The sequence below is a fragment of the Streptomyces sp. NBC_00016 genome, assembly GCF_045040885.1.
Lineage (GTDB): Bacteria > Actinomycetota > Actinomycetes > Streptomycetales > Streptomycetaceae > Streptomyces > Streptomyces coriariae.
In genome coordinates this window covers 3940115-3964998 of record NZ_CP108304.1, presented here as the reverse complement: position 1 = coordinate 3964998, position 24884 = coordinate 3940115, and the positions used below count along the sequence as shown (strand labels likewise).

Below are 24884 nucleotides of genomic sequence, written 5' to 3'. Positions count from 1 at the left end.
GGGGTGAACTCGATGTGTCGGAATGGTGCACCCCCTGCGCTTTCGCTTGATAGGCGGGCCAGTTCGGCGTTCGGTGGTCCGCTGTTAACTTTTTGTTGAGGGGTGATTGGGCAAAGCCTGGCTTTTGCTTTCTAGCGTCTTGGCTGTGCCAGCAAGTACTGCCAACCCCCCACGGATTGCCGTCCTCGCGGACTCCGACACCCGATGGAAATGGGGTGCGCTGACCGCGACGCGGATCGCGCCCTCCATGGAAGCCGGATCCGGGAGCGGGGCGCAAGTCGCCCCCGTCCTGGACGGATTCCTGCTGCGCGGCCGGGCCACCCCGACCCCCCGCCAGCTGGCCGAGGTCGGCGTGCACGCCGACTCGCTGAGCGAGGTCACCGCGCTCGAGTTCCTGCGCGCCATGACGCGGACCTCGTACGACGTCCTCGTCCTCGCCCTGGTCGGCGGTGGCGTCCAGGCGATCCTGCACGGCCTGAAGCGGATCTGGGAGGGACGGACCGAGCGTCCCGTCGTCGTCACCGGCTATGTCGGCGTCGTCTACGAGAAGCTCGCCGACGGCCTGCTGCTGCGGCACGGCGCCGACCTCGTCCTCGCCAACTCCCGCCAGGACGCGGAGCGTTTCCGCGCCGTGTACGAGGGCGTGGGCGCCGACGCCTCCTCGGTGACCGAAGTGGCCCTGCCGTTCCTGGGCGGTGCCCCGTACACCGGTGAACACGACCCCTACACCGTCGTCTTCGCCGCACAGCCCTCCGTGCCGGAGAACCGCAGGGACCGTACGTACCTGCTCGACCGGCTGGTGCGGCACGCGCGGCTGCACCCGGAGCGGGAGGTGCTGCTGAAGCTCCGCTCCAAGCCGGGCGAGCACACCACCCACATCGAGGAGCTGCCCTACCAGAAGCTGGTGCAGAAGCTCGATCCGCCGCCCAACTTCCGTCTGGTGTACGGAAACATGGGCGACGTCCTCGACCGCACCGACCTCATGGTCACGGTCAGTTCGACGGCCGCCCTGGAGTCCCTGCACCGCCGGGTCCCCACGGTCGTCCTCACCGACCTCGGGGTGCGCGAGGCGCTCGGCAACCACCACTTCGTCGGCTCCGGCTGCCTCGCCTCCTGGGACCAGCTCGACGCCGGGCACCGGCCCGCCCCCGACGAGGAGTGGGTGGCCCGGCAGGGCGTCGCGGTGGACGGCTCGTACGCGACGGCCTTCGACGCGGCGCGTGAGCGGATCGGCAAAGCGCTCAGCGGTCCCGGAGGCCTTCCGCCCCTCACCCCCTACTACACGCCCGCCACCGCGCCCGGCTATCTGCCCGGCATCCTCGCCCGCCACCACCTCGGCCCCGACGGCAGCCCGCTGCCCGGCGCGCCCGCCGCCGACCGGGAGCCGGGCCCGGTCCGGCAGATCGTGCGCCGGGCGGCGCGCGGCGCCTACCGGCACGGCGTGCAGCGGGTGGCCCCGGTCATCCGGCGGATGGGGGAGCTGTGACCCGTCAAGGAGAGAAACCCATGTCCGACTCACCAGCCGGGGTGCGCCGTGTGCTCGCGGTGATCCCCGCGCGCGGCGGCTCCAAGGGCGTGCCCGCGAAGAACCTCGCACCCGTGGGCGGGGTACCGCTCGTCACCCGCGCGGTCCGCGAATGCCGGGCGACCCGCCTCGTGACGGACGTCGTCGTCTCCACCGACGACCACGCCATCGCGGCGGCGGCCCGCGAGGCGGGCGCGGAGGTCGTGCTGCGGCCCGCCGCCATCGCCGGCGACACCGCGACCTCCGAGGCGGCCGTCCTGCACGCCCTGGACGCCCACGAGGCACTGCACGGCTCCCCGGTCGACGCCGTCCTGCTCGTGCAGTGCACCAGCCCCTTCCTCGTCCGCGACGACATCGACGGCGTCGCCGCGGCCGTCGTCGAGCAGGGCGCCGACACCGCGGTGACGGTCGCCCCGTTCCACGGCTTCGTCTGGCGCGACGGGGACACCGCGCAGGACGCCGACGCCGACGCCGACACAGACGGGGGCCCCGGCCCGGCCGGCGGCTTCGGCGTCAACCACGACAAGGCCTTCCGCCCCCGCCGCCAGGACCGGCCCCAGGACCTCCTGGAGACCGGCGCCGCCTACGCCATGGAGACCGACGGCTTCCGCGCGCACGGCCACCGCTTCTTCGGTCGTACGGAACTCGTCCGCACCGACCCCGCCCGGGTCCTGGAGATCGACGACCCGCACGACCTGAACCGGGCCCGTGCGCTGGCGCCCCTCTTCGACACGAACCGGCCCGGCTCCCTCCCCACGGCCGCCGACATCGACGCGGTCGTCCTCGACTTCGACGGCACCCAGACCGACGACCGGGTGCTGATCGACTCCGACGGACGGGAGTTCGTCTCCGTGCACCGCGGCGACGGCCTCGGCATCGCCGCCCTGCGCAGGTCGGGCCTGCGGATGCTGATCCTGTCGACCGAACAGAACCCGGTCGTCGCCGCCCGGGCCCGGAAGCTGAAGCTCCCGGTCCTGCACGGCATCGACCGCAAGGACCTCGCGCTCAAGCAGTGGTGCGAGGAACAGGGCATCGCGCCGGAGCGCGTGCTCTACGTCGGCAACGACGTCAACGACCTCCCCTGCTTCGCCCTCGTGGGCTGGCCGGTGGCGGTCGCGAGCGCCCACGACGTCGTCCGCGGCGCCGCCCGCGCGGTCACCACCCTCCCCGGTGGCGACGGCGCGATCCGGGAGATCGCCGGCTGGATCCTCGGACCCTCTCTCGACCCCCTCACCAAGTAAGGACATCTGCGCCATGAGCACCAACTCCCGTCTGCGCGCCTTCGGTTCCCGCGAGGTCGGTCCCGGCAGGCCCGTCTACATCTGCGGCGAGATCGGCATCAACCACAACGGCGAGCTCGAGAACGCGTTCAAGCTGATCGACGCGGCCGCCGAAGCCGGCTGCGACGCCGTGAAGTTCCAGAAGCGCACTCCCGAGATCTGTACCCCGCGCGACCAGTGGGACATCGAGCGCGACACCCCCTGGGGCCGGATGACCTACATCGACTACCGCCACCGCGTCGAGTTCGGCGAGGACGAGTACCGGCAGATCGACGAGTACTGCAAGGAGAAGGGCATCGCCTGGTTCGCGTCCCCGTGGGACACCGAGGCGGTCGCCTTCCTGGAGAAGTTCGACGTCCCCGCGCACAAGGTGGCGTCCGCCTCGCTGACGGACGACGAGCTGCTGCGCGCCCTGCGCTCCACCAACCGCGCCGTCATCCTCTCCACCGGCATGTCGACGCCGCGCCAGATCCGCCACGCGGTCGAGGTCCTCGGCAGCGACAACATCCTCATGTGCCACGCCACCTCGACCTACCCGGCGAAGGCCGAGGAGCTCAACCTCCGCGTGATCAACACCCTGGAGAAGGAGTACCCGAACGTCCCGATCGGCTACTCCGGCCACGAGACCGGCCTCCAGACCACCCTCGCCGCGGTCGCGCTCGGCGCCGCCTTCGTCGAGCGCCACATCACCCTCGACCGCGCGATGTGGGGCTCCGACCAGGCCGCCTCCGTCGAGCCGGGCGGCCTCACCCGCCTCGTCCGTGACATCCGCACCATCGAGGCCTCCCTCGGCGACGGCGTCAAGAAGGTCTACGACTCGGAGCTCGGCCCCATGAAGAAGCTGCGCCGCGTCTCGGGCGTCGTCGCGGAGGCGGAGATCGCGGCGGCGGCGGGCGAACCGGTCGCGGTGTGACCTGAATACCCCTCCGAGTGCCTTACGGGATGGTCGTCCGACGATGAGTCCTCGCGCCGGGAAGAACACCGGCCACACCCCCCACACCCTCGCCTTCGTCGAGAGTCCGGTGCAGCTCCTGAACGTCCTGGAGTGGGCGCACGCCCGGGAACTCCGTCCGCGCGAGGAGCCCAGCGCGGGGCTGACCCTCGTCGTCCTGTCCCCGACCGACCCGATGACCCGCGGCCAGCTGCGCCGCATGGCCGAGCTGGCCCGCCGGGAAGGGCACACGGTCCGCTGGGAGGAGGCCCGCGGCGGCACCACGGCGCCCTTCCGCACCATCGGCGGCCTCACCCCACTGCTGCGGCGCGCGGAACGGATGGTGATGGGCGACCCGTTCTCCCGCTACGTCCAGCTGCTGCTGACCATCACCAGGGCGAGCGAGCTGGTCGTGGTGGACGACGGGACGGCGACGATGGAGTTCGTGGGCCAGCTGGCCCGCGGCGAACGCCTCGTCCGCTGGCACCGCAAGGGCGGCCGCACGGGCCCTCGCGACGTGCTCTTCGCCCCGGTGTCCGCCGCGGCCCGCCGCCGGCTGACCCCCGGCCCGGACCGCGAGGTCGAGGTCTTCTCCTCCATGCCCATGAAGGACGCCCCCGACGGCGTCACGATCACGTCCAACGTCTTCGCCTGGACCCGCGACCGCTTCGGCCCGCCGCGGGTGACGAAGAGCGCGGACATGGTCGGCACCTCGCTGGTGGAGACCGGCGTGGTGGACGCCGACCGCTATGTGGAGGCGGTCCGGACGCTGGCCAAGGCCCACGGCGCGACCCGCTACTTCGCCCACCGCCGGGAGAGCACGGAGAAACTCCACCGGCTGGCCGTCGAGACGGGACTGGAGGTGGTCCGTCCGGACCTCCCGCTGGAACTGATCGCCCGCCGCGGCCCCATCGGCCGGACCGTCCTCAGCTTCCCCTCCACGGTCGTCCACACCCTGCCGCTGGCCCTGTCCGGCACGGACGTCCGGGTCGCGGTCTGCGACATCGACCCGGCCTGGCTGACGGACCACGCCTCGCCCAGAGCCCAGGGGTTCCTGTCCGGGGTGACGGGCACGGCCAAGGACGTCCACCGGCTGGCAGCGGTGAGCGTGCTCTGACGAGGGCCGGGACCAGGGTGTCTACGAGCCGCCGCCCCGTGGGAGCGGCGGCTCCGCCCGTTCCTCCTCCCAACGGCCGAACCCGTCGAAGAAGCTTTCCTCGTGCTCGGCGCGCGCCCTGTCGCGCCACCGGGTGACCGCCCACAGCACACCCGCGAGCAGACACGCCGTGACGGCCATCACCGTCAGCCCGGTCAGTGCCAGCGCCACCACGCCCCTCGCCAGGACCCCGGGGATCTGATCCTCGCCGCACCCGCACGTCATCGTCTCCATGAGGGCACGGTGCCCGGCCGGGCCCCGGGCCGTCGCCCAGCGTGGCGCAATCGCTGCACGGAGGTGATGATTCCGGGATCGGTCCCGGCACGTGGACAAACCCAGCGTGCCTCGAGCGGTCCATGCGATCGTGAAAGGAAGGAAGAAGTATGGGTGCCGACCGAGAAGCCGACGAGTTTACCCATCCACCACAGCAGCCATGCGCCGCGCGGCCAGCTTTTCTTCGCCTAACGGGTTGAAGTTTTGTTGATCGGGTCAGTTGACCGCCCCGGCGTCCTACCCTTCAGAGGGTGAAGCAACTGATGTCCCGAGAGTCCGAGGCCGATCCGTCAGGGGAAGACGTGCTCCCCGGCGCACTTCCGGGTGCGCTGCCCGGCGCCCTTCCCGGCACCTTGCCGGAGGCGCTGCGCGCAGAGCTCGTGGCCTTCCGCCGCGACATGCACATGCACCCCGAGCTCGGCAACCAGGAGTTCCGTACGACGGCCGCGATCAAGGCCCGCCTAGAGAAGGCGGGCCTCAAGCCGCGCGTACTCGCCGTAGGGACCGGTCTCATCTGTGACATCGGGACCGTGGGCGGAGGGGGCGTGGCGGGGGCCGGGGCCGACGGCGTGCCCGTCCTCGCGATGCGCGCCGACATCGACGCGCTGCCCATCCCGGACACGAAGACCGAGTGCGCGTACCGCTCGACGGTGCCGGACCGCGCGCACGCCTGCGGGCACGACGTGCACACCACCGTCGTCCTCGGCGCCGGACTCGTCCTCGCCGAGCTGCACCGGCAGGGCCGGCTCCCGCGGCCCGTGCGGCTGATCTTCCAGCCCGCCGAGGAGGTGCTGCCCGGCGGTGCCGCCGACGCCATCGAGGGCGGGGCGCTGGACGGGGTCGGACGGATCATCGCCGTGCACTGCGACCCGCGGGTCGACGCGGGCAAGGTCGGGCTGCGCGAGGGTGCCATCACCTCCGCCTGCGACCGGCTGGAGATCTCGCTGGACGGGCCCGGCGGCCACACCGCCCGCCCGCACCTGACCACGGACCTCGTGACCGCCGTCGCCCGGGTCGTCACCGACGTGCCCGCGCTGGTCGGCCGTCGCGTCGACACCCGGGCCGGGCTGGCCGTCACCTGGGGCCGGATCGAGAGCGGCCACGCGCCGAACGTGATCCCGCAGCACGCCGAGCTCTCCGGGACCGTCCGCTGCCTGGACATCGAGGCTTGGCGGCAGGCCCCGGACATCGTCGTCGCGGCGATCGACGAGGTCGCCAACCTGCACCGGGCCAAGTCGGAGATCAACTACGTGCGGGGTGTCCCGCCCGTCGTCAACGACGGCGACGTCGCCGGGCTGCTGCGGGACGCCATGGTCGCCCGGCGCGGCGAGACGGGCGTGGAGAGCACCGAACAGAGCCTCGGCGGCGAGGACTTCTCCTGGTACCTCGAGCGGGTGCCCGGCGCGATGGCCCGGCTCGGGGTCCGCCCGCCCGGCGAGCGCACGGTGCGCGATCTGCACCAGGGCGACTTCGACGCGGACGAGTCGGCGATCACCGTCGGCGTGGAGCTCTTCACGGCGGCCGCGCTGCTGGACGCGGCGACCCGCGCTCACTGAGGCGACTCCGGCGAGGGAAGCCGGCGGGGAACCCGGGCGTAGGGTGCCGGGCGAAGGGGTGCCGGAAAGGCGCCCCTTCGTCCCCTTGTGTCACCCACCCGTAACCGCGGGGACGCGCTTGTAACCCCGCGTCGGCACGAATCGATAACGGCCCGGAGAAACCCCGTTCCCCTCCGCTTCTACGCGCGTTACTGTGCGCCGGAATCGCCACCGGGAAAGGCTTGTTGGGGAGCCCCTCCTGAACGGCGCCACCAAGGGGAAGCGGGCCGGTCACGGCGCCGTGGGGATGAAGGGGTGCTTGCTATGCGTCTGATATCTCGGAGGACGAGATTCTCCCGGGCCGCGGTGACCGTCGCGGTCGTCGCGCTCGCCGCCGCCGGCTGCGGGAAGTCCAGCACCGACTCGGGGTCGAGCGACTCGGAATCCAGCAGCGGCGGCTACTCGGGCAAGGGCATCGGCCTCGCGTACGACATCGGCGGCAAGGGCGACCAGTCCTTCAACGACGCCGCCTACGCCGGTTTCGAGAAGGCCGAGAAGGAATTCAAGATCGGCGGCCAGGACATCGAGCCGCAGGACGGCGAGTCCGACGCGGACAAGGTGCAGCGCCTGACCCAGCTCGCCCAGGCCGGCTACAACCCGGTGATCGGCGTCGGCTTCGCCTACGCGCCGGCCGTCAAGGAGGTCGCCGCCAAGTTCCCGAAGATCACCTTCGGGATCATCGACGACGAGCAGATCCAGGCGAAGAACGTCGCCGACATGGTCTTCCACGAGGAGCAGGCCTCGTACCTGGCCGGTGTCGCCGCCGCCAAGGCCAGCAAGAAGTCGCACATCGGCTTCATCGGCGGCGTGGACATCCCGCTGATCCACAAGTTCGAGGCCGGTTACGTCCAGGGCGCCAAGTCGGTCGACCCGAACATCAAGGTCGAGTCGCAGTACCTGACCGAGACCGCCCAGGAAGGCGGCTTCTCCAGCCCCGACAAGGGCAAGGACGCGGCGAGCGGTCAGATCGAGGCGGGCGCCGACGTCATCTACCACGCGGCCGGTCTCTCCGGTCAGGGCGTGATCACCGAGGCCGCGGCCAAGAAGGTGTGGGCCATCGGCGTCGACTCCGACCAGTACAGCCAGAGCGCGCTGGCGGCGTACAAGGACTACATCCTCGGCTCGGCGCTGAAGAACGTCGGCGGTGCCGTCTACGACCTCGTGAAGTCCGTCCACGCGGGCAAGCCGCTGTCCGGTGTGGTCCGCGGCAGCCTCTCCAACGACGGTGTCGGATTCGCCGACAGCAACCCGAAGTACAAGGCGATGACGGACGTCGTCGCGGCCGTCGACAAGGCCAAGCAGGACATCATCGACGGCAAGATCACGGTAAACACCAAGTAACGGCCCGAAACCCGTTCCGACCGGCTCCGGCTACGCCCTTCCGAGCGTCCTTGCAGCCCATACGCCCCTTGCCTCCCGCAAGGGGCGTACTGCTGTCCGTAACCTTGACCGCAACTGTGGCCACAGCTCGGTAACGGACCGGACAGAAGGGTTTTTCCGTCTGGTCTACGCGCGTTACGCTGCGGCGGAACCAGCGCCTGGTTTGGGCGCTTGCACAAAGGAGTCAAGTTCCATGCGCCGGGTGTCCCGAATCGCGGTTGCGGGTGTTGCCACCGCAGCTCTCGCCGTGACCGTTTCCGCTTGCGGAAGCTCCTCCACGTCGTCGTCCTCCTCCGACAGCAGTGACAAGAACCTGGGCCTCGCGCTCGCGTACGACGTCGGTGGCAAGGGCGACCAGTCCTTCAACGACGCCGCCACGGCCGGCCTGGACAAGGCCGACAAGGAGTTCGGCTACAAGTCCACCGCGGTCGAGCCGCAGGACGGCGAGTCCGACGCCGACAAGGTGCAGCGCCTGGAGAGCCTTGCCAAGCAGGGCTACAACCCGGTGATCGGCGTCGGTTTCGCCTACGCGCCGGCCGTCAAGGAGGTCGCGGCCAAGTACCCGAAGACCACCTTCGGCATCGTCGACGACGAGCAGATCAAGGCCGACAACGTCGCCGACCTCGTCTTCCACGAGGAGCAGGCCTCCTACCTCGCCGGTGTCGCCGCCGCCAAGGCCACCAAGACCAACACCGTCGGCTTCGTCGGTGGCGTGGACGTCCCGCTGATCCACAAGTTCGAGGCCGGCTTCAAGCAGGGCGTCGAGGACACCAAGAAGGGCGTCACGGTCAAGTCGCAGTACCTGACCGAGACCGCCGCCGAGGGTGGCTTCTCCAGCCCCGACAAGGGTGAGAGCGCCGCCGAGGGCCAGATCGACGCCGGTGCGGACGTCGTCTACGCCGCCGCCGGTCTGTCCGGTCAGGGTGTCATCAAGGCCGCCAACGCCAACAAGGTGTGGGCGATCGGCGTCGACTCCGACCAGTACAAGCAGGACGCGCTGAAGGCGTACAAGGACTCGATCCTCACCTCGGCGATGAAGAACGTCGAGGGCGCGGTCTACACGCTGGCCAAGTCCGTCAAGGACGGCAAGCCGGCGACCGGTGTCGTCCGCGGCAGCCTCGAGAACGGCGGCGTGAGCGTGTCGGACTCGAACCCGGCCTTCGCGAGCAACACCGCGATCCAGGACGCGATCAAGAAGGCCGAAGAGGGCATCAAGAACGGCACCATCACGGTGAAGACCTCCTGACCTTCTGTCAGAGGCCTTGGCCAATGGAGCGCTGTAATGGCAGCGTTACGGCCACGGAACCGGGCGCGGGAAGGATGTCCTCCCCGCGCCCCGTTCGCGCGGCAGAATGCTCGGAACGGATCGAGACCTGATCAGGATGCCGCCATGGCGGCTATCAAGATCATTCAAGTTCGACCCGATCCGGGCACTATTTAAAGCAGGGGCGCTACGCGCGTAGAGCGGCCCCTTTCCCAAGGAGAGTGCGCCATCGACGCGTCCAGCAGCCCTCCGCTCACCGCACAGTCGACGATCGCGGTAGAGCTGGCGGGGATCACCAAGCGCTTCCCCGGTGTCGTCGCCAACCACGACATCCACCTCGCCGTCCGCAAAGGCACCGTGCACGCCCTCGTCGGCGAGAACGGCGCCGGCAAGTCGACGCTGATGAAGATCCTCTACGGCATGCAGAAGCCGGACGAGGGCACCATCGCGATCGACGGCGAGCAGGTGAGCTTCTCCAGCCCCGCCGACGCCATCGCACGCGGCATCGGCATGGTCCACCAGCACTTCATGCTGGCCGACAACCTGACCGTCCTGGAGAACGTGGTGCTGGGCAGCGAGAAGCTGTACGGCATCGGTGGCAACGCCCGTAAGAAGATCAAGGAGATCTCCGACCGCTACGGGCTCGGCGTGCGCCCCGACTTCCTGGTCGAGGACCTCGGGGTCGCCGACCGCCAGCGCGTGGAGATCCTCAAGGTACTCTTCCGCGGCGCCAAGACCCTCATCCTCGACGAGCCGACCGCCGTGCTCGTCCCGCAGGAGGTCGACGCGCTCTTCGACAACCTGCGCGAGCTGAAGTCCGAGGGCCTGTCCGTCATCTTCATCTCCCACAAGCTGGGCGAGGTGCTGTCCGTCGCCGACGAGATCACCGTCATCCGGCGCGGTACGACCGTCGGCACGGCCGTCCCCGCCGAGACGACCCCGCGCCAGCTCGCCGAGATGATGGTCGGCAGCGAACTGCCCACCCCGGAGACCGCCGAGTCCACGGTCACCGACAAGCCCGTCGTCCAGGTCGCCAACCTCACCGTGTACGCCAGCGGCGGCGCCTCCCTGGGCGTCGAGGCGGAGCCCACGGCCGGCGGGGTCAGCGGCATGATCTCGCCCGAGGTCGCTCTCGGCGGCGAGGTCAAGAAGGCCCTCGACGACGTCAGCTTCACCATCCACGCCGGTGAGGTCATGGGCATCGCCGGCGTCGAGGGCAACGGCCAGACCGAGCTGATCGACGCGCTGATCGGCACCAAGAACGCCGACTCCGGCACCATCGCCTTCCTGGGCGAGGACATCACCCCCTGGAACACGCGCAAGCGGCGCGAGTCCGGCGTCGGCTACATCCCCGAGGACCGCCACCGCCAGGGCCTGCTCCTGGAGGCGCCCCTCTGGGAGAACCGCATCCTCGGCCATGTCACCGAGGCGCCCAACGCCAAGGGCTTCTGGCTGAACATCAAGGGCGCCCAGGCCGACACCCGCCGGATCGTCGAGGAGTACGACGTCCGCACCCCCGGCATCGACGTCACCGCCGCCTCGCTCTCCGGCGGCAACCAGCAGAAGCTGATCGTCGGCCGCGAGATGAGCCACAACCCGAAGTTCCTGATCGCCGCGCACCCCACCCGGGGTGTGGACGTCGGCGCCCAGGCCCAGATCTGGGACCGCATCCGCGAGGCCCGCCGCGAGGGCCTGGCGGTGCTGCTGATCTCCGCCGACCTCGACGAGCTCATCGGCCTGTCGGACACCCTGCGCGTGATCTACAACGGCACGCTGGTCGCGGACGCCGACCCCGCCACCATCACCCCGGAGGAGCTCGGCTCCGCCATGACCGGCGCCGCGTCCGGTCACCTGGAACACGTGGACGAAGAACGCGCGGACGACGCGGAAACCACCGAGGAAGCTGCCGGTCCGGAGGACGAGGCCCGATGAAGAAGTTCGACAAGGAGCGCGTGCTCCTCGCGGTGGCCGGCCCGGTCATCGCGCTCGTCGCGGCGATCCTGCTGACCTCGGTCGTGCTGATCGCCTCGGGCAAGAGCCCGATCGAGCCGTACACGCTCATGCTGGAGCAGGCCGGCTACTCCGACGTCCAGGTTCTGATCGTCAACCAGGCCTCGATGTACTACGTCGCCGCCCTCGCGGTCGCCATCGGCTTCCGCATGAACCTGTTCAACATCGGCGTCGACGGCCAGTACCGCCTCGCCGCGATGATGACCGCCGTGGTCGGCGCGAACATCGCCCTGCCGTCCTTCCTCCAGATCCCGCTGCTGCTCCTGGTCGGCGTCCTCACCGGCGCCTTCTGGGCCGGCATCGCGGGCGTCCTGAAGGTCACCCGCGGAGTCAGCGAGGTCGTCGCGACGATCATGCTGAACGCGATCGCCACCAGCGTCATCGGCTACCTCACCCTCGACAACATGTGGGGCGTGCAGGTCGGCAACAACAACACCACCGGCATCATGAAGGACTCCGGCTGGGTGCCCGGCATCGACCTCGGCGCGGACGTCGGCGAGATCTACGGCCTGGTCTTCCTCGCCATCGCGCTCGGCATCGTCTACTGGGTCGTCCTCAACCGCACCCGCTTCGGCTTCGACCTGCGCGCCACCGGCGAGTCCGAGACCGCCGCCGCGGCCTCCGGCGTCGACGCCAAGAAGATGGTCCTGACCGCCATGCTCATCTCCGGCGGCATCGCGGGCCTCTCCGGCCTGCCGCTGCTGCTCGGCGACGCGCACACCTACAGCCTGAGCTTCCCCACGGGCCTCGGCTTCACCGGCATCACCATCGCCCTGCTCGGCCGCAACAACCCGGTCGGAATCGCCTTCGCCGCGCTCCTGATCGCCTTCCTCGACAAGGCCTCTCCCGCCCTCGACTACGCGACCCCGGTGGCGTACGAGAAGGAGATCGCCACGATCATGCAGGGCCTCATCGTCTTCGCGGTCGTCATCTCGTACGAGGCCGTACGCCAGTGGGGTCTGCGCCGTCAGCAGAAGCGCGTCGGCGCCGAGCTCGCCGCCGCCGCCCAGAACACCAAGAAGGAGGTGACGGTCTGATGAGCACCACGACCATCGCCAAGCCGCAGGCGAAGCAGCCCGGCAAGGGCGGCCGCAAAATCTCGCTCCCGGTCCTCCTGCTGATCATCGCGGGCGTTCTGGTGCTGACCTCCGTCGTCCGCCTCATCACCGGCGCGGACGGCATCACCTCCACCGGCCAGATGTCCACGGCGCTGCGCCTCGCCGTCCCGATCGGCCTCGCCGGTCTCGGCGGCCTGTGGGCCGAACGCGCGGGCGTCGTCAACATCGGCCTCGAGGGCATGATGATCCTCGGCACCTGGTTCGGCGCCTGGGCCGGCTACCAGTGGGGTCCGTGGACGGGCGTCGCCTTCGGCATCATCGGCGGCGCGCTCGGCGCCGTCCTGCACGCCATCGCGACCGTCACCTTCAACGTGAACCACATCGTCTCCGGTGTGGCCATCAACATCCTGGCCCTGGGCACCACCCGCTACCTGTCGAAGTTCACCTTCGAGAACGCCGACGGAGGCTCCGCCAAGCAGTCCCCGCCGATCGACTCGCTGGGCACCTTCGACGTGCCGGGCCTGTCGAGCTGGCTGGACACGCTCAACGAGAAGCACTGGTTCCTGATCTCGGACGTCGCAGGACTGGTCGGCGGCCTGATCACCGACCTGTCGCCGCTCACCGTCGTCGCCGTCGCCCTCGTCCCGGCCACCTGGTGGGTGCTGTGGCGGACGGCCTTCGGTCTGCGGCTGCGGTCCTGCGGCGAGAACCCGGTGGCCGCCGAGTCCCTCGGCGTCAACGTCTACAAGTACAAGTACATCGCCGTGATCATCAGCGGTGGCTTCGCCGGTCTCGGCGGCGCGTTCCTGTCCATCGTGGCCTCGAACGTCTACCTCGACGGCCAGACCGCGGGCCGCGGCTACATCGGCCTCGCCGCGATGATCTTCGGTAACTGGATGCCGGGCGGCCTCGCCCTCGGCGCGGGCCTGTTCGGCTACACCGACAGCCTCAACCTGCGCGGCGGCACCACCAACGTCCACGCGCTGATCCTGCTCCTCGCGATCGTCCTGGTGTTCGGCGCGGCCTACCTGGCATGGCAGAAGAAGTACGTCCCCGCCGTCGTCACCGCGCTGATCTCGGCCCTGATGTTCGTCTGGTACCTCGGCACGGACGAGGTCCCGCGCCAGGTCGTGACGGCCGCGCCGTACGTCGTCACCCTGCTGGTGCTCTCGCTCTCCGCCCAGTCCCTCAGGATGCCCAAGGCGGACGGCATGCCGTACCGGAAGGGGCAGGGCAAGTGACCCCGCCCGCCGCCGGATCAGCCGACACGGTCGACTGGGAGAAGCTGCGTACGGTGGCCCGGGACGCCATGTCCCGGGCGTACGCCCCGTACTCCGGCTTCCCGGTCGGCGTGGCGGCCCTCGTCGACGACGGCCGCATCGTGTCGGGCTGCAACGTCGAGAACGCCTCCTACGGGATCGGCCTGTGCGCGGAGTGCGGGCTGGTCTCGGAGCTCCAGAACACCGGAGGCGGCCGGCTCACGCACTTCACCTGCGTGGACGGCCGTGGCGAGATCCTCGTCCCGTGCGGCCGCTGCCGCCAGCTGCTCTACGAGTTCGGCGGCCCGGAGCTGCTGCTGGAGACGCCGGCGGGCATCCTGCCGCTGGCCGAGATGCTCCCGCAGGCCTTCGGCCCGGGTCACCTCACCAAGTAAGTCCCGTGCGGCCCCTCTGACTGGCGCAGAGGGGCCGCGCGGTTTCTGGAACGTCTTGCCGCACCACCGTGCACCACCGTGCACCACCGGAAGGAAACCCATGGCCATGGACGCCGTCTCCGTCATCCGCACCAAGCGGGACCGCGGTGAGCTCAGCGACGCGCAGATCGACTGGGTCATCGACGCGTACACCGGCGGTGAGGTCGCCGACTACCAGATGGCCGCCCTCAACATGGCCATCCTGCTCAACGGCATGAACCGTCGCGAGATCGCCCGCTGGACGGCCGCGATGATCGCTTCCGGTGAGCGCATGGACTTCTCGGCGCTGTCCCGCCCGACGGCCGACAAGCACTCCACGGGCGGCGTCGGCGACAAGATCACGCTCCCGCTGGCCCCGCTGGTGGCGGCCTGTGGCGCGGCGGTCCCGCAGCTCTCCGGCCGGGGTCTCGGCCACACCGGCGGCACCCTGGACAAGCTGGAGTCGATCCCGGGCTGGCGCGCGCTGCTGTCGAACGAGGAGATGCTGCACGTCCTGGACACGACCGGCGCGGTGATCTGCGCGGCGGGCGACGGCCTGGCCCCGGCCGACAAGAAGCTGTACGCGCTGCGGGACGTCACGGGCACGGTGGAGGCGATCCCGCTGATCGCCTCGTCGATCATGTCGAAGAAGATCGCGGAGGGCACCGGTTCCCTGGTCCTCGACGTGAAGGTCGGCACCGGAGCCTTCATGAAGACCATCGAGGACGCGCGTGAGCTGGCCTCGACGATGGTCGGCCTCGGCACCGACCACGGAGTGAAGACGGTCGCCCTGCTGACCGACATGTCCACCCCCCTCGGCCTCACGGCCGGCAACGCCCTCGAGGTCCGCGAGTCGGTCGAGGTGCTGGCCGGCGGCGGCCCGGCGGACGTGGTGGAACTGACGATCGCGCTCGCCCGCGAGATGCTCGACGCGGCCGGCGTGAAGGACGCGGACCCGGCGAAGGCGCTGGCCGACGGCTCGGCGATGGACGTCTGGCGCCGCATGATCGCGGCCCAGGGCGGCGACCCGGACGCCCCGCTTCCCACGGCGAAGGAACAGCACGTGGTGACGGCGGGCGCCTCGGGCGTCCTGACCCGCCTCGACGCCTACGACATCGGCATCGCCGCCTGGCGCCTCGGCGCGGGCCGGGCCCGCAAGGAGGACCCGGTGCAGGCGGGCGCGGGCGTCGAACTCCACGCCAAGCCCGGCGACACGGTCACGGCGGGCCAGCCCCTGCTGACCCTGCACACGGACACCCCGGAGCGCTTCGCGTACGCACTCGAGGCGGTGACGGGCTCGTACGACATCGGCGCGGCCGGCACCGGGTTCACCGCGTCCCCCGTGGTGCTGGAGCGCATCGCCTGAACGGATCGCCCGGCGGCGGATCGCCCGGCGGCGGATCTCCCGCTTTCGATGAGTTGGGCGCCCCGCACCGGTCTACCGATCGTGGAATCGACGACACCGCCCGTGTTCACCCTGACAGGCCCCGTCACCCGCCCCCGGGTGACCGGGCTCGTCGACGACGTGCGGGCGCTGATGGAGGCCACCGGCGCCGCCGTCGTCGTCTGTGACGTCGCCGGGATAGGGCCGCCGGGGCTCACCGCCGTCGACCTGCTGGCGCGGCTCCAGCTGGCCGCCCGGCGGGCCGGGGGACACCTGCGACTGCGCGCCCCCGACCCGGCCCTACGCGCCCTGCTCGACCTCGTCGGTCTCCGCTTCGAGGTGGAGGGGGAGGCCGAAGAGGGGGAACCAGCGCTGGGTGTCGAGGTAGAAGTGGAACCCGGTGAGGCGGCCGTCTGAGATCTCCAGGACCTGGATCGCCCACGGGGTGAATCCGCCCTTGTCGGGGTCCGGCTTGTACTGGGCGAAGCCCGGCAGGCCGTTGACCTGGACCGGCAGCAGGCGCGAGCCCTCGCACGCGGAGCCGAGCGTGGTCATGAAGCCGGTGATGTCGTCGTGGCCGGTCAGCCACAGGTCGAACGGCGGCATCGTCATGATGGCGTCCTCGTGGAGGAGGGCCGTCAGCGCCGTCATGTCATAGCCCTCGAAGGCGGCCACATAGCGGTCGAGCAGTTTCTGCTGCTCCTCGTCCAACGGGTCGGACACCGCCGCGTCCGCGCCGGCGTTCTCCCGCTCGGACAGGGTCGCCCGCGCCCGCTGGAGCGCGCTGTTGACCGAGGCGACCGAGGTGTCGAGCAGCTCGGCGACCTCGCTCGCCTTCCACGCCAGCACCTCCCGCAGGATCAGCACCGCCCGCTGTTTCGGCGGCAGCTGCTGCAGCGCGGCCATGAACGCCAGACGCACCGACTCCTTGGCGACCGCCGCCTCGGCCGGGTCCTCCACCGTCGGCAGCACACGGGCGTCCGGCATCGGCTCCAGCCAGGTGTTGTCGGGGCGGGGCGAGAGCGCCGCCCGGGCGAGCGGGGTGGACTCGGAGAGGTCCATCGGCCGGGCCCGCTTGCTGCCGGCCGTCAGCATGTCCAGACAGACGTTCGTCGCGATCCGGTACAGCCACGAGCGCAGACTGGAGCGGCCCTCGAACTTCGCGTAGCTCCGCCAGGCGCGGACCAGGGTGTCCTGCACCGCGTCCTCGGCCTCGAAGGAGGAGCCGAGCATGCGGTAGCAGTAGCCGGTCAGTTCCGTCCGGTGCTTCTCCAGTGCGACGTCGATGTCGGTCGTCGTCGCCGTGCTGTCGCCCATCGTCCACCCACCCCTGTGGCCGTTCTGTCACGCGTCTTCGCGCCCAGCACTTCGGAAGCTACCGCAGCCCACTGACAATGGCCCGCCGAGTCGGCAAAGGCCCAGCCAGAAGGCGTGTGGACGGCACGCGGAAGGCGCCTGGGCGGCGCTGGACGGCACCTGCAAGGCGCTCTCAGACCAGCTGCTTCACGGACATCAGCAGGTGCCGATGGACCTCGGGCGCGTCCACCGCGCCGAGCAGCGCTCGCTGGCCCGTCCCCAGCAGCTCCACCCGCAGCCTCGGCGCCTCGAAGGAGGTCAGCGCCTCCAGCAGGTAGACCGGGTTGAAGGCCACGGTCACCTCCTCGGCGCCGGTCAGCCCGGCGGGCAGCCGCTGTGCGGCCACGTCGTCGCCGTACCCGGCGCGCAGCAGGACGGACCCGGCCGAGAAGTCCAGCCGTACCGGGCTGTTCGCCTCCGCCACCACCGCCACTCTCCGCACGGCCTCCGTCAGCGCCCCGCTGTCCACCTCGGCGACCGCTGCCCCCGCCATGTCGAACAGCTTCCCGTAGGCGGGCAGCCGTCCGTCCAGCCGCCGGACCACCGTCCGCGTCCGCCCGCCCTCGAACCCGATCGGGCCGGCCCCCGAGGCCCCGTCGAGCCCGACCCGGACGGTCCCGCACCGAGCCAGCGAGCGGGTCACGTCCAGCAACCGCCGGGCCGGCACGAGCGCCTCCGCCACCCCTTCGGCGGCCGCCTGCGGCTTCCACTCCAGCCGTCGTACCGCGTACCGGTAGCGGTCCGACGCCGACAGCGTCATCTCGTCGCCGTCCAGGTGCAGTTGGACACCGGTCAGGACCGGCAGCGTGTCGTCGCGGCCCGCCGCCACCGCGACCTGGGCGACGGCGGTGGCGAACGCGGCCGCGTCCACGGTGCCGTACGCCCGCGGCGGCTCGGGCGGGGTGGGGTACTCCTCGCGCGGGAGGGTCGACAGGCCGAAGGCGGTGCCGCCCGCCTCGACCGTGAACCGGGTGCCGGCCAGGGCGCAGCTCACCGGCCCGTCCGGCAGCACCTTGCAGATGTCGAGGAGCCGGCGGCCGAGCACGAGCACCCGGCCCGCCGCACCGACCTCGGCGTCGGTCTCGATCCGCGCCGCCGTCTCGAAGTCGAACCCCGACACGGTCAGCCGGCCCGCCGCCGCGTCCAGCAGCAGCCCGCCCAGCACGGGCACCGGCGTACGGGCGGGCAGCGCGCGGGCCGCCCAGGCCACCGCCTCGGCGAGGTCACCGCGGTCGATCCGGAACTCCATCAAAAACCCCCTGCTCGTACCGGTCGTCGCGCGGAGGCTATGCGCCACCACTGACAACCGGCCGCGAGCAGGGGGAGGACCGCGGGACGGCCGCGGGACGATCAGTGAGCGGCGACCAGCGTCTCCCGGCGGGCCGCCCGGGTCCCGAACACCGTGATCGTCACGACGCCGAGCACCGCCAGGACACCCACGCAGACCGTGCCGGCCCAGCCACCCGAGTGGAAGGCCAGCGCGCCCACCGTGGAACCGGCGCTGGAGCCGATGTAGTACGCGGACTGGTAGAGGGCGGAGGCCTGGGCGCGGCCGGTCGTCGCCGTCTTGCTGACCGCCGAGGAGGCCACCGCGTGCCCCGCGAAGAAGCCCGCCGTGATCAGGACCAGGCCGAGCAGGACCAGGGCCAGCGAGTCCGCCAGCGACAGCAGCAGTCCGGTGGCCGTGGTGCCGCCCGCCAGGTACAGCGCGCCGCGCCGGCCGAGCCGGCCGACCAGCCGGCCCGCCGTCGACGCCGACACCGTGCCCACCAGGTACACCAGGAAGATCGAGCCGACGATGCCCTGGGGGAGGGAGAACGGTGCCTCCGTCAGCCGGTAGCCGATCACCGTGTACACGCCGCCGAAGACCGTCATGAACAGCGCGCCGATCGCGTACAGGCGGCACAGCAGCGGGTTGGCGAGGTGCTCGCGGACCGTGCCGATCAGCACGCGGGGCGCCAGTGAACCCGCCTTGAAGTGCCGGGGCGCCGGCAGCAGCAGGCGGAAGGCGATCGCGCAGGCCACCGCGAGGGCGCCGATCACCCCGACGGCCACCCGCCAGCCCCACTCCTGCGCGACCCAGCCGGTGATGACCCGCCCGCTCATCCCGCCGACGCTGTTGCCCGCCACGAACAGGCCGATCGCCGTGACGAGCGCCTTCGGCCGGACCTCCTCGGCGAGATACGCGGTCGCCGACGCCGGGAGACCGGCCAGCGCCGCGCCCTGCACCGCCCGCAGCACGACCAGCGTGCCCAGCGAGGGCGCGAACGGGACCAGCAAGCCCACGCCGACCGCGACACCCAGCGAGGCCGTCATGACCGTACGGCGGCCGTAGCGCTCCGACAGGGCGCTCATCGGGAGCACGAACAGCGCCAGTCCACCGGTCGCCGCCGCCACCGTCCAGCTCGCCTGACTCGCCGCCACCCCGAAGTCGGTGGAGATCAGCGGCAGGAGCGCCTGCGTGGAGTACAGCAGGGCGAAGGTGGCCACACCGGCGAGGAAGAGCGCGAAGCTCATCCGGCGGTAACCGGGGCCGCCGGGGGCCAGACGGGAGTCGGCGGACAGGGGAGTGGAGGAGACGGAAGCGGAGGACGCGGCGCCCACGATCGTGGACGCCCCGGTACTGGCGGGAGACATGCCTCGAAGTTACGTACGCCCCCGCTCATCCGTCCAATGCATGGAATCGTCATAATCGTTCCCATGGTGCATCAGCAGAGGTCAGCGGCTCGCCTGTCACCGTCCAGTGACACAGAAGACATGGCGGACATGGCAGCCATGTCGAGGATGCTGGCCCCCCGGCTCGCGTACTTCGCCGGGGTCGCCCGTACCGAGCACGTCACGCGCGCCGCGCAGGAGATGCAGGTCCCGCAGTCGACGCTCTCCCGGGCCATGGTCCGCCTCGAACAGGACCTGGGCGTCGACCTGTTCGCCCGGCACGGCCGCACGGTCTCCCTCACCCCGGCCGGGCGTACCTTCCTCGCCTCCGTCGAGCGGGCCCTCGGCGAGATCGAGCGGGGCGCCGACGAGGTCCGGGCGGACGCCGACGCGGCCACCGGCAAGGTCGCGTTCGGCTTCCTGCACACCATGGGAGCGGAGACCGTCCCGGGGCTGATCCACGCCTTCCGCGCCGATCACCCGCGCGTCCGCTTCAGCCTGGTCCAGAACTACGGCGAGGCGATGCTCGAACGGCTGCGGGCGGGGGAGCTGGACCTCTGTCTGACCTCCCCCGTCCCGGACGCCCCCGACCTGGTGGCCCGCCGCCTCGATGAGCAGAAGCTGCGCCTGGTCGTCCCCGCCGACCACCGTCTCGCCGCCCGCAGGCGGGTCCGCCTCGCCGAGGCCGCCGACGAGACCTTCGTGACCCTGGAACCGGGCTACGGCCTGCGCCGGATCACCGACGACCTCTGCAAGGAGGCCGGCTTCCGGCCCCGGATCGCCTTCGAGGGCGAGGAGGCGGAGACCCTGCGCGGACTGGTGGCGGCGGGGCTGGGGGTGGCGCTGCTGCCACCGCCCGCCGTGGCCCGCCCGGGAGTGGTGGAGCTGACGGTCACGGCCCCGAGGGCCGCCCGCGAGATCGGCGTGGCCTGGCTGGACGGACATCCGGACACCCCGCCCGTGGCGGCCTTCAAGAAGTTCCTGCTGTCGAGGAGGGGCAACCTGCTGCCGGACTGAGGGCCGTGCCTCACGGGCGGCCCGGGCGCCGTAACGAGCTGCCGAACCCCACGGCCAACGGCATCCGCAGCCCCAGCGGCGGCGGGGCGGCGAGCGCGTCCTCGACCGGCCGGGAGAGCGCCCGGCCGAACAGCGCGCCCATGACGAAGTCCTCGGCCAGCGCGAGGACTTCACCGCGGTACTGATGCAGCCCGTGGCCGTCGGAGTGCACCTCGAACCGGCACACGTCCCGGTTCGCCTTCTTCGCCCGTGCCGCGAGCCGGAACGACAGTTCGGGGTCGCAGCGCTCGTCGTTCGTGCCGTGCACGATCAGTACCCGCCGCCCGGCCAGCTGCTTCACCGGTTCGGGTGGGGCGGCCATGTCCTCCTCCGGCAGCCAGGGAGCGATCGCCAGCACGGAGTTGACGGCCTCGTGACCGCCCGTCCGCAGCGCGGCCCGCGCGCCCATGTCGACGCCGGTCAGACACACCGGGACGTCTCCGTAACGCCGTACGGCCTCGTCGGCCGCCCAGGCCGCGTCGGCCGCGAGATGCGCCTCGCTGCCGTTCCAGCCGCGGTAGCGGTAGTGCACGGCGTGCACGGCGAGGCCCTCCTCGCGACCCGCCCGGGCCAGCCTGCGCCCCAACCCCCGTACGGAGGCGGCGGCCCACACGGCGGACGGCCTCCGGCTGGACACCTCCTCGCCGCCCGGGAGCAGCAGCACCACCCCGCTCACCGCCGTCGGCGCGGGGCCGAGCGCCTTCCCCAGCCGGACCGTCCGAACCGGCGTCACATCCTGTGCCATGACAGAACAGTGTCAGAAGCGCCGTTGTACTCCACCTGTCCGGGCGGTCACCGTTACGTATCGGCGGAGTTGTACAGCGCGCCGTCTACGCGCGTAGGAGTTAGAGTGCGGAAATGACGAGCCAGAGCACCCAGGCGGGCATCACCCCGAGCTCGGACCAGATCCGGCGGGCACCCAAGGTTCTGCTGCACGACCATCTCGACGGCGGGCTGCGTCCCGGCACGATCGTCGACCTCGCCCGGGACTCCGGGTACTCCCAACTCCCGGAAACCGACCCCGACAAGCTCGGCATCTGGTTCCGGGAGGCCGCCGACTCCGGTTCGCTGGAACGGTACCTGGAGACCTTCTCGCACACCGTCGGCGTGATGCAGACCCGTGACGCGCTCGTCCGGGTCGCCCGCGAGTGCGCCGAGGACCTCGCCGAGGACGGTGTCGTCTACGCCGAGGTGCGCTACGCGCCGGAACAGCACCTCGACGGCGGACTGAGCCTCGAAGAGGTCGTCGAGGCCGTCAACGAGGGCTTCCGGGAGGGTGAGCGCACGGCCCGGCGGAACGGCCACCGCATCCGCGTCGGCGCCCTGCTCACCGCCATGCGGCACGCGGCCCGCGCCCTGGAGATCGCCGAACTCGCCAACCGCCACCGGGACCTGGGGGTCGTGGGCTTCGACATCGCGGGCGCGGAGGCGGGCTTCCCGCCCACCCGGCACCTCGACGCCTTCGAGTACCTCAAGCGCGAGAACAACCACTTCACCATCCACGCCGGCGAGGCCTTCGGGCTGCCGTCGATCTGGCAGGCCCTCCAGTGGTGCGGCGCCGACCGGCTCGGCCACGGGGTGCGCATCATCGACGACATCGAGATCGCCGCAGACGGCAGTGTGAAGCTCGGCCGGCTGGCCTCCTACGTCCGCGACAAGCGCATCCCGCTGGAGCTGTGCCCCAGCTCCAACCTGCAGACCGGAGCGGCCGCCTCCTACGCCGAGCACCCCATCGGCCTGCTGCGCCGGCTGCACTTCCGGGCCACCGTCAACACGGACAACCGGCTGATGTCCGGCACCAGCATGAGCCGCGAATTCGAGCACCTTGTCGACGCGTTCGGCTATACGCTCGACGATCTCCAGTGGTTCTCCGTCAATGCTATGAAGTCAGCATTCATTCCTTTCGATGAACGACTTGCCATGATCAGTGACGTGATCAAGCCCGGCTATTCCGAGCTGAAGTCCGAATGGCTGTTCCAGCAGACCGCCTCCACCAGCGGTTCTGCGGGTACCGAAGGCTGATTAGCGGTTTTCCGGGTCACGGAATGCGGGCGGGTGTTCACCATCCGTCCGCATTTCGATGTTTGCCGCCGACCCCTCTCCGTGTTTACGGTCGAGAACCGCTCAGTTCCCCGTATCCCATTCGAGGACGCATTCATCATGAAGCAGTCTGCTGCCAAGACCCTCGGTGTCGCCGCTCTCGGTGCCGCCTTCGCCGCCGTCGGTGCGGGCGCCGCGAACGCCGCCCCGGCCGTCCCGGACGCCACGCAGGCCCTGGACGGTGTCACCAGGACGCTGCCGGCGGAGAAACTGACCTCGGCGCTGCCCGCGGCCGGTGAGGTGCTGACGCAGGCCCAGCCGGCGCTCGGTGCGGGTCTGACCGCCGCGCAGCCGGTCGCCGAGAAGTTGCTCGCCGAGGGGCCGACCGCGCCCGTCGCCGGTCTGCTCGGTGGTCTGCCGCTCAAGGGCCTGCCGACGCACGGCCTGCCGGTGAACGGCATCCCGCTGGGCTGAACGGCACCGCCCGTCACGCACGACACGCCGTCGGGGCGCACCCGGAAACACCGGGCACGCCCCGACGGCGTTGCTGTGGACGGCCGTCACCAGGCCGTGCGCGCCGCCTTGTCCTCCGACGGCAGCAGGACCCACAGCGCTATGTAGAGCAGGAACTGCGGGCCGGGCAGCAGACAGGAGAGCACGAAGATCACGCGCATCGTGGTCGCGGAGGTGCCGAAGCGCCGGGCCAGCGCGGCGCACACTCCGCCGATCATGCGGCCGTTGGTGGGGCGAGCGAGGCTGGACATCTGCGGCTCCTTCACGAGTGATGGGGGCCCCACCCGCTCGAGCGAAGTCGAGAGTGGGGGACGGAGGCGGCCCCTGCGGCCCCTCCATCTGTCTTCCACGCTACGGTGACGAAGGGGACGAAGCGTCGCTCTACGGTGCGACCCCGACCCTGGGAATCCTCGGGGTCAGACCCTGAGCGGCCTCCTCCTGACGGACCGCGGCCCGTCCCCGGCGCTCGTCCCTGCGCCGCAGCCACGCGCGTGCCGTCGGCACCACCGCGACATGCGCCAGCGCCACGCCCAGGGTGTTCAGCAGCATCGAGTCGACGTCCACGACCTGACCGGGCACCCCGGTCTGCAACAGCTCGATACCCAGCGACAGCAGGGCGCCCGCCGTGACCGTACGGATCAGGGAGGCGAGCGGCGAGACCCGGAGCCTGCCGTGCACCAGCGGCAGCAGAAAGCCCAGCGGGGCCAGCAGCCCCAGCCCCTCGCCGATCCGCCGGGCCGCCTCGGGCCAGCCCAGTCTCAGGTCGGCCCGGATCCCGTCGAACGGATGGAGGTTGGCCGGCACCACCCATGGGACGTTGAGCGGGCGCAGCGCGACCCAGGCGACGAACACGAGATGGGCGGCCAGGAGGAGAATCCCGGTCGCGCGGATGCGGATCGCGGCGCTGCCGCCGATGGAGCCTTGACGCTGCACGCCCCCCAAGACGCGACCCCCGGCACGATCGGTTCCGGCCCGTCCCCCGACACCGGCACGAGTCACCCGCCCCGCCCGGCCGCCACGGCCTTCCGACAGAGGGTGACCTGCGACGACCACGGTCACCGGGCACCACGTGAGGCGTCCGCCACACCGGCCGGACGCCCGGTCCGGGTCAGCCGCTGTCGGTGACCGCCGAGGACGGGGGCTCGGTGCTGCCGGGGCGGGAGCGGACCTCGTCGGTGCACTCGTAGCGGCGCAGCGGGTCGGAGCCGGGGCCGCCCAGCACCACCTTGCCGTCGCCCTCGGCCGCCGCAGAGTCGGAGAACGTACAGACGAGCTGGGCGAGGGCGTACGAGGTCAGGTCGCCGGGCGGGGTGCTCAGCCGCAGCGCGTCGTCGGGGTCGTTCGCACGGGGCCCGCCGACCGTCATGCCGCCGCGCACGTCCGTCGTGTACCCGGCCTCCTTCTCGCCCGTCGACGGCGACTCGGCGAGCTGGTCGAGCAGGCCCTGCGCCACCAGCACCCGCCGCTCGAAGTCCGCCGCGCCGTCCGGCACCCGCACCGACCGGTCGACGGTCACCAGCGACGAACCGCACAGCAGGAACACCTGCACCGGCACGCCCGCCCGGGCGGACTGTGACGTCACGTCCGGCTCGGTGAGCGAGCAGCGCGCCCGGGAGGGGGCGGGCCCGAAGTCGGTCGGCACCTCGGTCGCCCGGATCCCGCAGCCGGCGAGCAGACCGGCCAGGCCGGCCAGCACGGGCACGGCGAGCAGCCGTCGTACCGTCGCACGGCGCATG

24 protein-coding genes are annotated in these 24884 nt (G+C 71.2%); 16 read left to right on the top strand and 8 right to left on the bottom strand.

What is annotated here, in order from left to right; genetic code table 11:
- Positions 1–145: 145 nt before the first annotated feature.
- The 4 genes from OG933_RS17405 to OG933_RS17390 are packed head-to-tail and all read left to right on the top strand — an operon-like array spanning position 146 to position 4853.
- A complete protein-coding gene (locus OG933_RS17405; protein WP_405627728.1) occupies positions 146–1486 on the top strand; it encodes a DUF6716 putative glycosyltransferase in 1341 nt (446 codons plus the stop codon).
- A 20-nt stretch (positions 1487–1506) separates the two neighbouring features.
- On the top strand, positions 1507–2766 hold the full coding sequence (locus tag OG933_RS17400; protein WP_405627726.1) for a cytidylyltransferase domain-containing protein: 1260 nt from the start codon (positions 1507–1509) through the stop codon (positions 2764–2766).
- Positions 2767–2779: 13 nt separating this feature from the next.
- A complete protein-coding gene (locus OG933_RS17395; protein ID WP_057603054.1) occupies positions 2780–3718 on the top strand; it encodes an N-acetylneuraminate synthase family protein in 939 nt (312 codons plus the stop codon).
- A 43-nt stretch (positions 3719–3761) separates the two neighbouring features.
- Positions 3762–4853 carry a hypothetical protein gene (locus OG933_RS17390; RefSeq protein WP_405627724.1) on the top strand — a complete coding sequence of 364 codons (1092 nt, stop codon included), beginning with the start codon at positions 3762–3764 and terminating at the stop codon, positions 4851–4853.
- A gap of 21 nt (positions 4854–4874) precedes the next feature.
- Here OG933_RS17390 and OG933_RS17385 read toward each other — a convergent pair whose 3' ends face one another.
- On the bottom strand, positions 4875–5126 hold the full coding sequence (locus tag OG933_RS17385; RefSeq protein ID WP_362517463.1) for a hypothetical protein: 252 nt from the start codon (positions 5124–5126) through the stop codon (positions 4875–4877).
- Positions 5127–5428: 302 nt separating this feature from the next.
- On the opposite strand from OG933_RS17385, the gene OG933_RS17380 reads away from it, so the two are divergent.
- The 9 genes from OG933_RS17380 (at position 5429) to OG933_RS17340 (ending at position 15945) form a co-directional block, all read left to right on the top strand.
- A complete protein-coding gene (locus OG933_RS17380) occupies positions 5429–6721 on the top strand; it encodes an amidohydrolase (RefSeq protein WP_362517460.1) in 1293 nt (430 codons plus the stop codon).
- A gap of 303 nt (positions 6722–7024) precedes the next feature.
- Positions 7025–8101 (top strand): BMP family ABC transporter substrate-binding protein, encoded by a 1077-nt coding sequence (locus OG933_RS17375; protein ID WP_362517457.1) that lies wholly within the window; start codon positions 7025–7027, stop codon positions 8099–8101.
- Positions 8102–8333: 232 nt separating this feature from the next.
- Positions 8334–9386, top strand: a complete 1053-nt coding sequence (locus tag OG933_RS17370) for a BMP family protein (RefSeq protein ID WP_020131014.1) — start codon at positions 8334–8336, stop codon at positions 9384–9386.
- A gap of 246 nt (positions 9387–9632) precedes the next feature.
- Positions 9633–11336, top strand: coding sequence for an ABC transporter ATP-binding protein (locus OG933_RS17365; RefSeq protein ID WP_405633419.1), 1704 nt, complete (start codon positions 9633–9635; stop codon positions 11334–11336).
- Positions 11333–12451, top strand: coding sequence for an ABC transporter permease (locus OG933_RS17360; RefSeq protein WP_171399079.1), 1119 nt, complete (start codon positions 11333–11335; stop codon positions 12449–12451). Before OG933_RS17365 ends, OG933_RS17360 begins: the two co-directional genes overlap by 4 nt.
- The gene (locus OG933_RS17355) at positions 12451–13713 is read left to right on the top strand and encodes an ABC transporter permease (RefSeq protein ID WP_362517453.1); all 1263 of its coding nucleotides are present in this window, start codon (positions 12451–12453) and stop codon (positions 13711–13713) included. Before OG933_RS17360 ends, OG933_RS17355 begins: the two co-directional genes overlap by 1 nt.
- Positions 13710–14126, top strand: coding sequence for a cytidine deaminase (locus OG933_RS17350; RefSeq protein WP_020131010.1), 417 nt, complete (start codon positions 13710–13712; stop codon positions 14124–14126). Before OG933_RS17355 ends, OG933_RS17350 begins: the two co-directional genes overlap by 4 nt.
- Before the next feature lie 100 nt (positions 14127–14226).
- The gene (locus OG933_RS17345) at positions 14227–15510 is read left to right on the top strand and encodes a thymidine phosphorylase (protein WP_362268578.1); all 1284 of its coding nucleotides are present in this window, start codon (positions 14227–14229) and stop codon (positions 15508–15510) included.
- Between the two features lie 48 nt (positions 15511–15558).
- Positions 15559–15945, top strand: a complete 387-nt coding sequence (locus OG933_RS17340; protein ID WP_405627723.1) for an STAS domain-containing protein — start codon at positions 15559–15561, stop codon at positions 15943–15945.
- Here OG933_RS17340 and OG933_RS17335 read toward each other — a convergent pair.
- The 3 genes from OG933_RS17335 to OG933_RS17325 form a co-directional block, all read right to left on the bottom strand.
- The gene (locus OG933_RS17335) at positions 15829–16845 is read right to left on the bottom strand and encodes a sigma-70 family RNA polymerase sigma factor (protein ID WP_362517447.1); all 1017 of its coding nucleotides are present in this window, start codon (positions 16843–16845) and stop codon (positions 15829–15831) included. The genes OG933_RS17340 and OG933_RS17335 overlap by 117 nt on opposite strands.
- Positions 16846–17017: 172 nt before the next feature.
- Entirely contained in the window at positions 17018–18133 is a 1116-nt protein-coding gene (gene dnaN / locus OG933_RS17330) for a DNA polymerase III subunit beta (protein ID WP_405627721.1), read from the bottom strand.
- A gap of 101 nt (positions 18134–18234) precedes the next feature.
- Positions 18235–19521, bottom strand: a complete 1287-nt coding sequence (locus OG933_RS17325; protein WP_362517441.1) for an MFS transporter — start codon at positions 19519–19521, stop codon at positions 18235–18237.
- A gap of 63 nt (positions 19522–19584) precedes the next feature.
- Between OG933_RS17325 and OG933_RS17320 the strand changes: the two genes are divergently transcribed.
- Positions 19585–20556, top strand: coding sequence for a LysR family transcriptional regulator (locus tag OG933_RS17320; protein WP_037736001.1), 972 nt, complete (start codon positions 19585–19587; stop codon positions 20554–20556).
- Between the two features lie 10 nt (positions 20557–20566).
- Here OG933_RS17320 and OG933_RS17315 read toward each other — a convergent pair whose 3' ends face one another.
- Positions 20567–21340 (bottom strand): prolyl oligopeptidase family serine peptidase, encoded by a 774-nt coding sequence (locus tag OG933_RS17315; RefSeq protein ID WP_267018709.1) that lies wholly within the window; start codon positions 21338–21340, stop codon positions 20567–20569.
- A 113-nt stretch (positions 21341–21453) separates the two neighbouring features.
- On the opposite strand from OG933_RS17315, the gene OG933_RS17310 reads away from it, so the two are divergent.
- The gene (locus OG933_RS17310) at positions 21454–22617 is read left to right on the top strand and encodes an adenosine deaminase (RefSeq protein WP_362517431.1); all 1164 of its coding nucleotides are present in this window, start codon (positions 21454–21456) and stop codon (positions 22615–22617) included.
- 138 nt (positions 22618–22755) lie between these two features.
- Positions 22756–23109: an ATP-binding protein gene (locus OG933_RS17305; protein WP_362517428.1), complete on the top strand. Its 354-nt coding sequence runs from the start codon at positions 22756–22758 to the stop codon at positions 23107–23109.
- Positions 23110–23195: 86 nt separating this feature from the next.
- Here OG933_RS17305 and OG933_RS17300 read toward each other — a convergent pair whose 3' ends face one another.
- The 3 genes from OG933_RS17300 to OG933_RS17290 form a co-directional block, all read right to left on the bottom strand.
- Positions 23196–23399, bottom strand: a complete 204-nt coding sequence (locus OG933_RS17300; RefSeq protein ID WP_020131001.1) for a PspC domain-containing protein — start codon at positions 23397–23399, stop codon at positions 23196–23198.
- Positions 23400–23529: 130 nt separating this feature from the next.
- Positions 23530–24081 (bottom strand): VanZ family protein, encoded by a 552-nt coding sequence (locus OG933_RS17295; RefSeq protein WP_142265890.1) that lies wholly within the window; start codon positions 24079–24081, stop codon positions 23530–23532.
- 175 nt (positions 24082–24256) lie between these two features.
- Entirely contained in the window at positions 24257–24883 is a 627-nt protein-coding gene (locus OG933_RS17290) for a hypothetical protein (RefSeq protein ID WP_405633417.1), read from the bottom strand.
- Position 24884 lies beyond the last annotated feature (1 nt).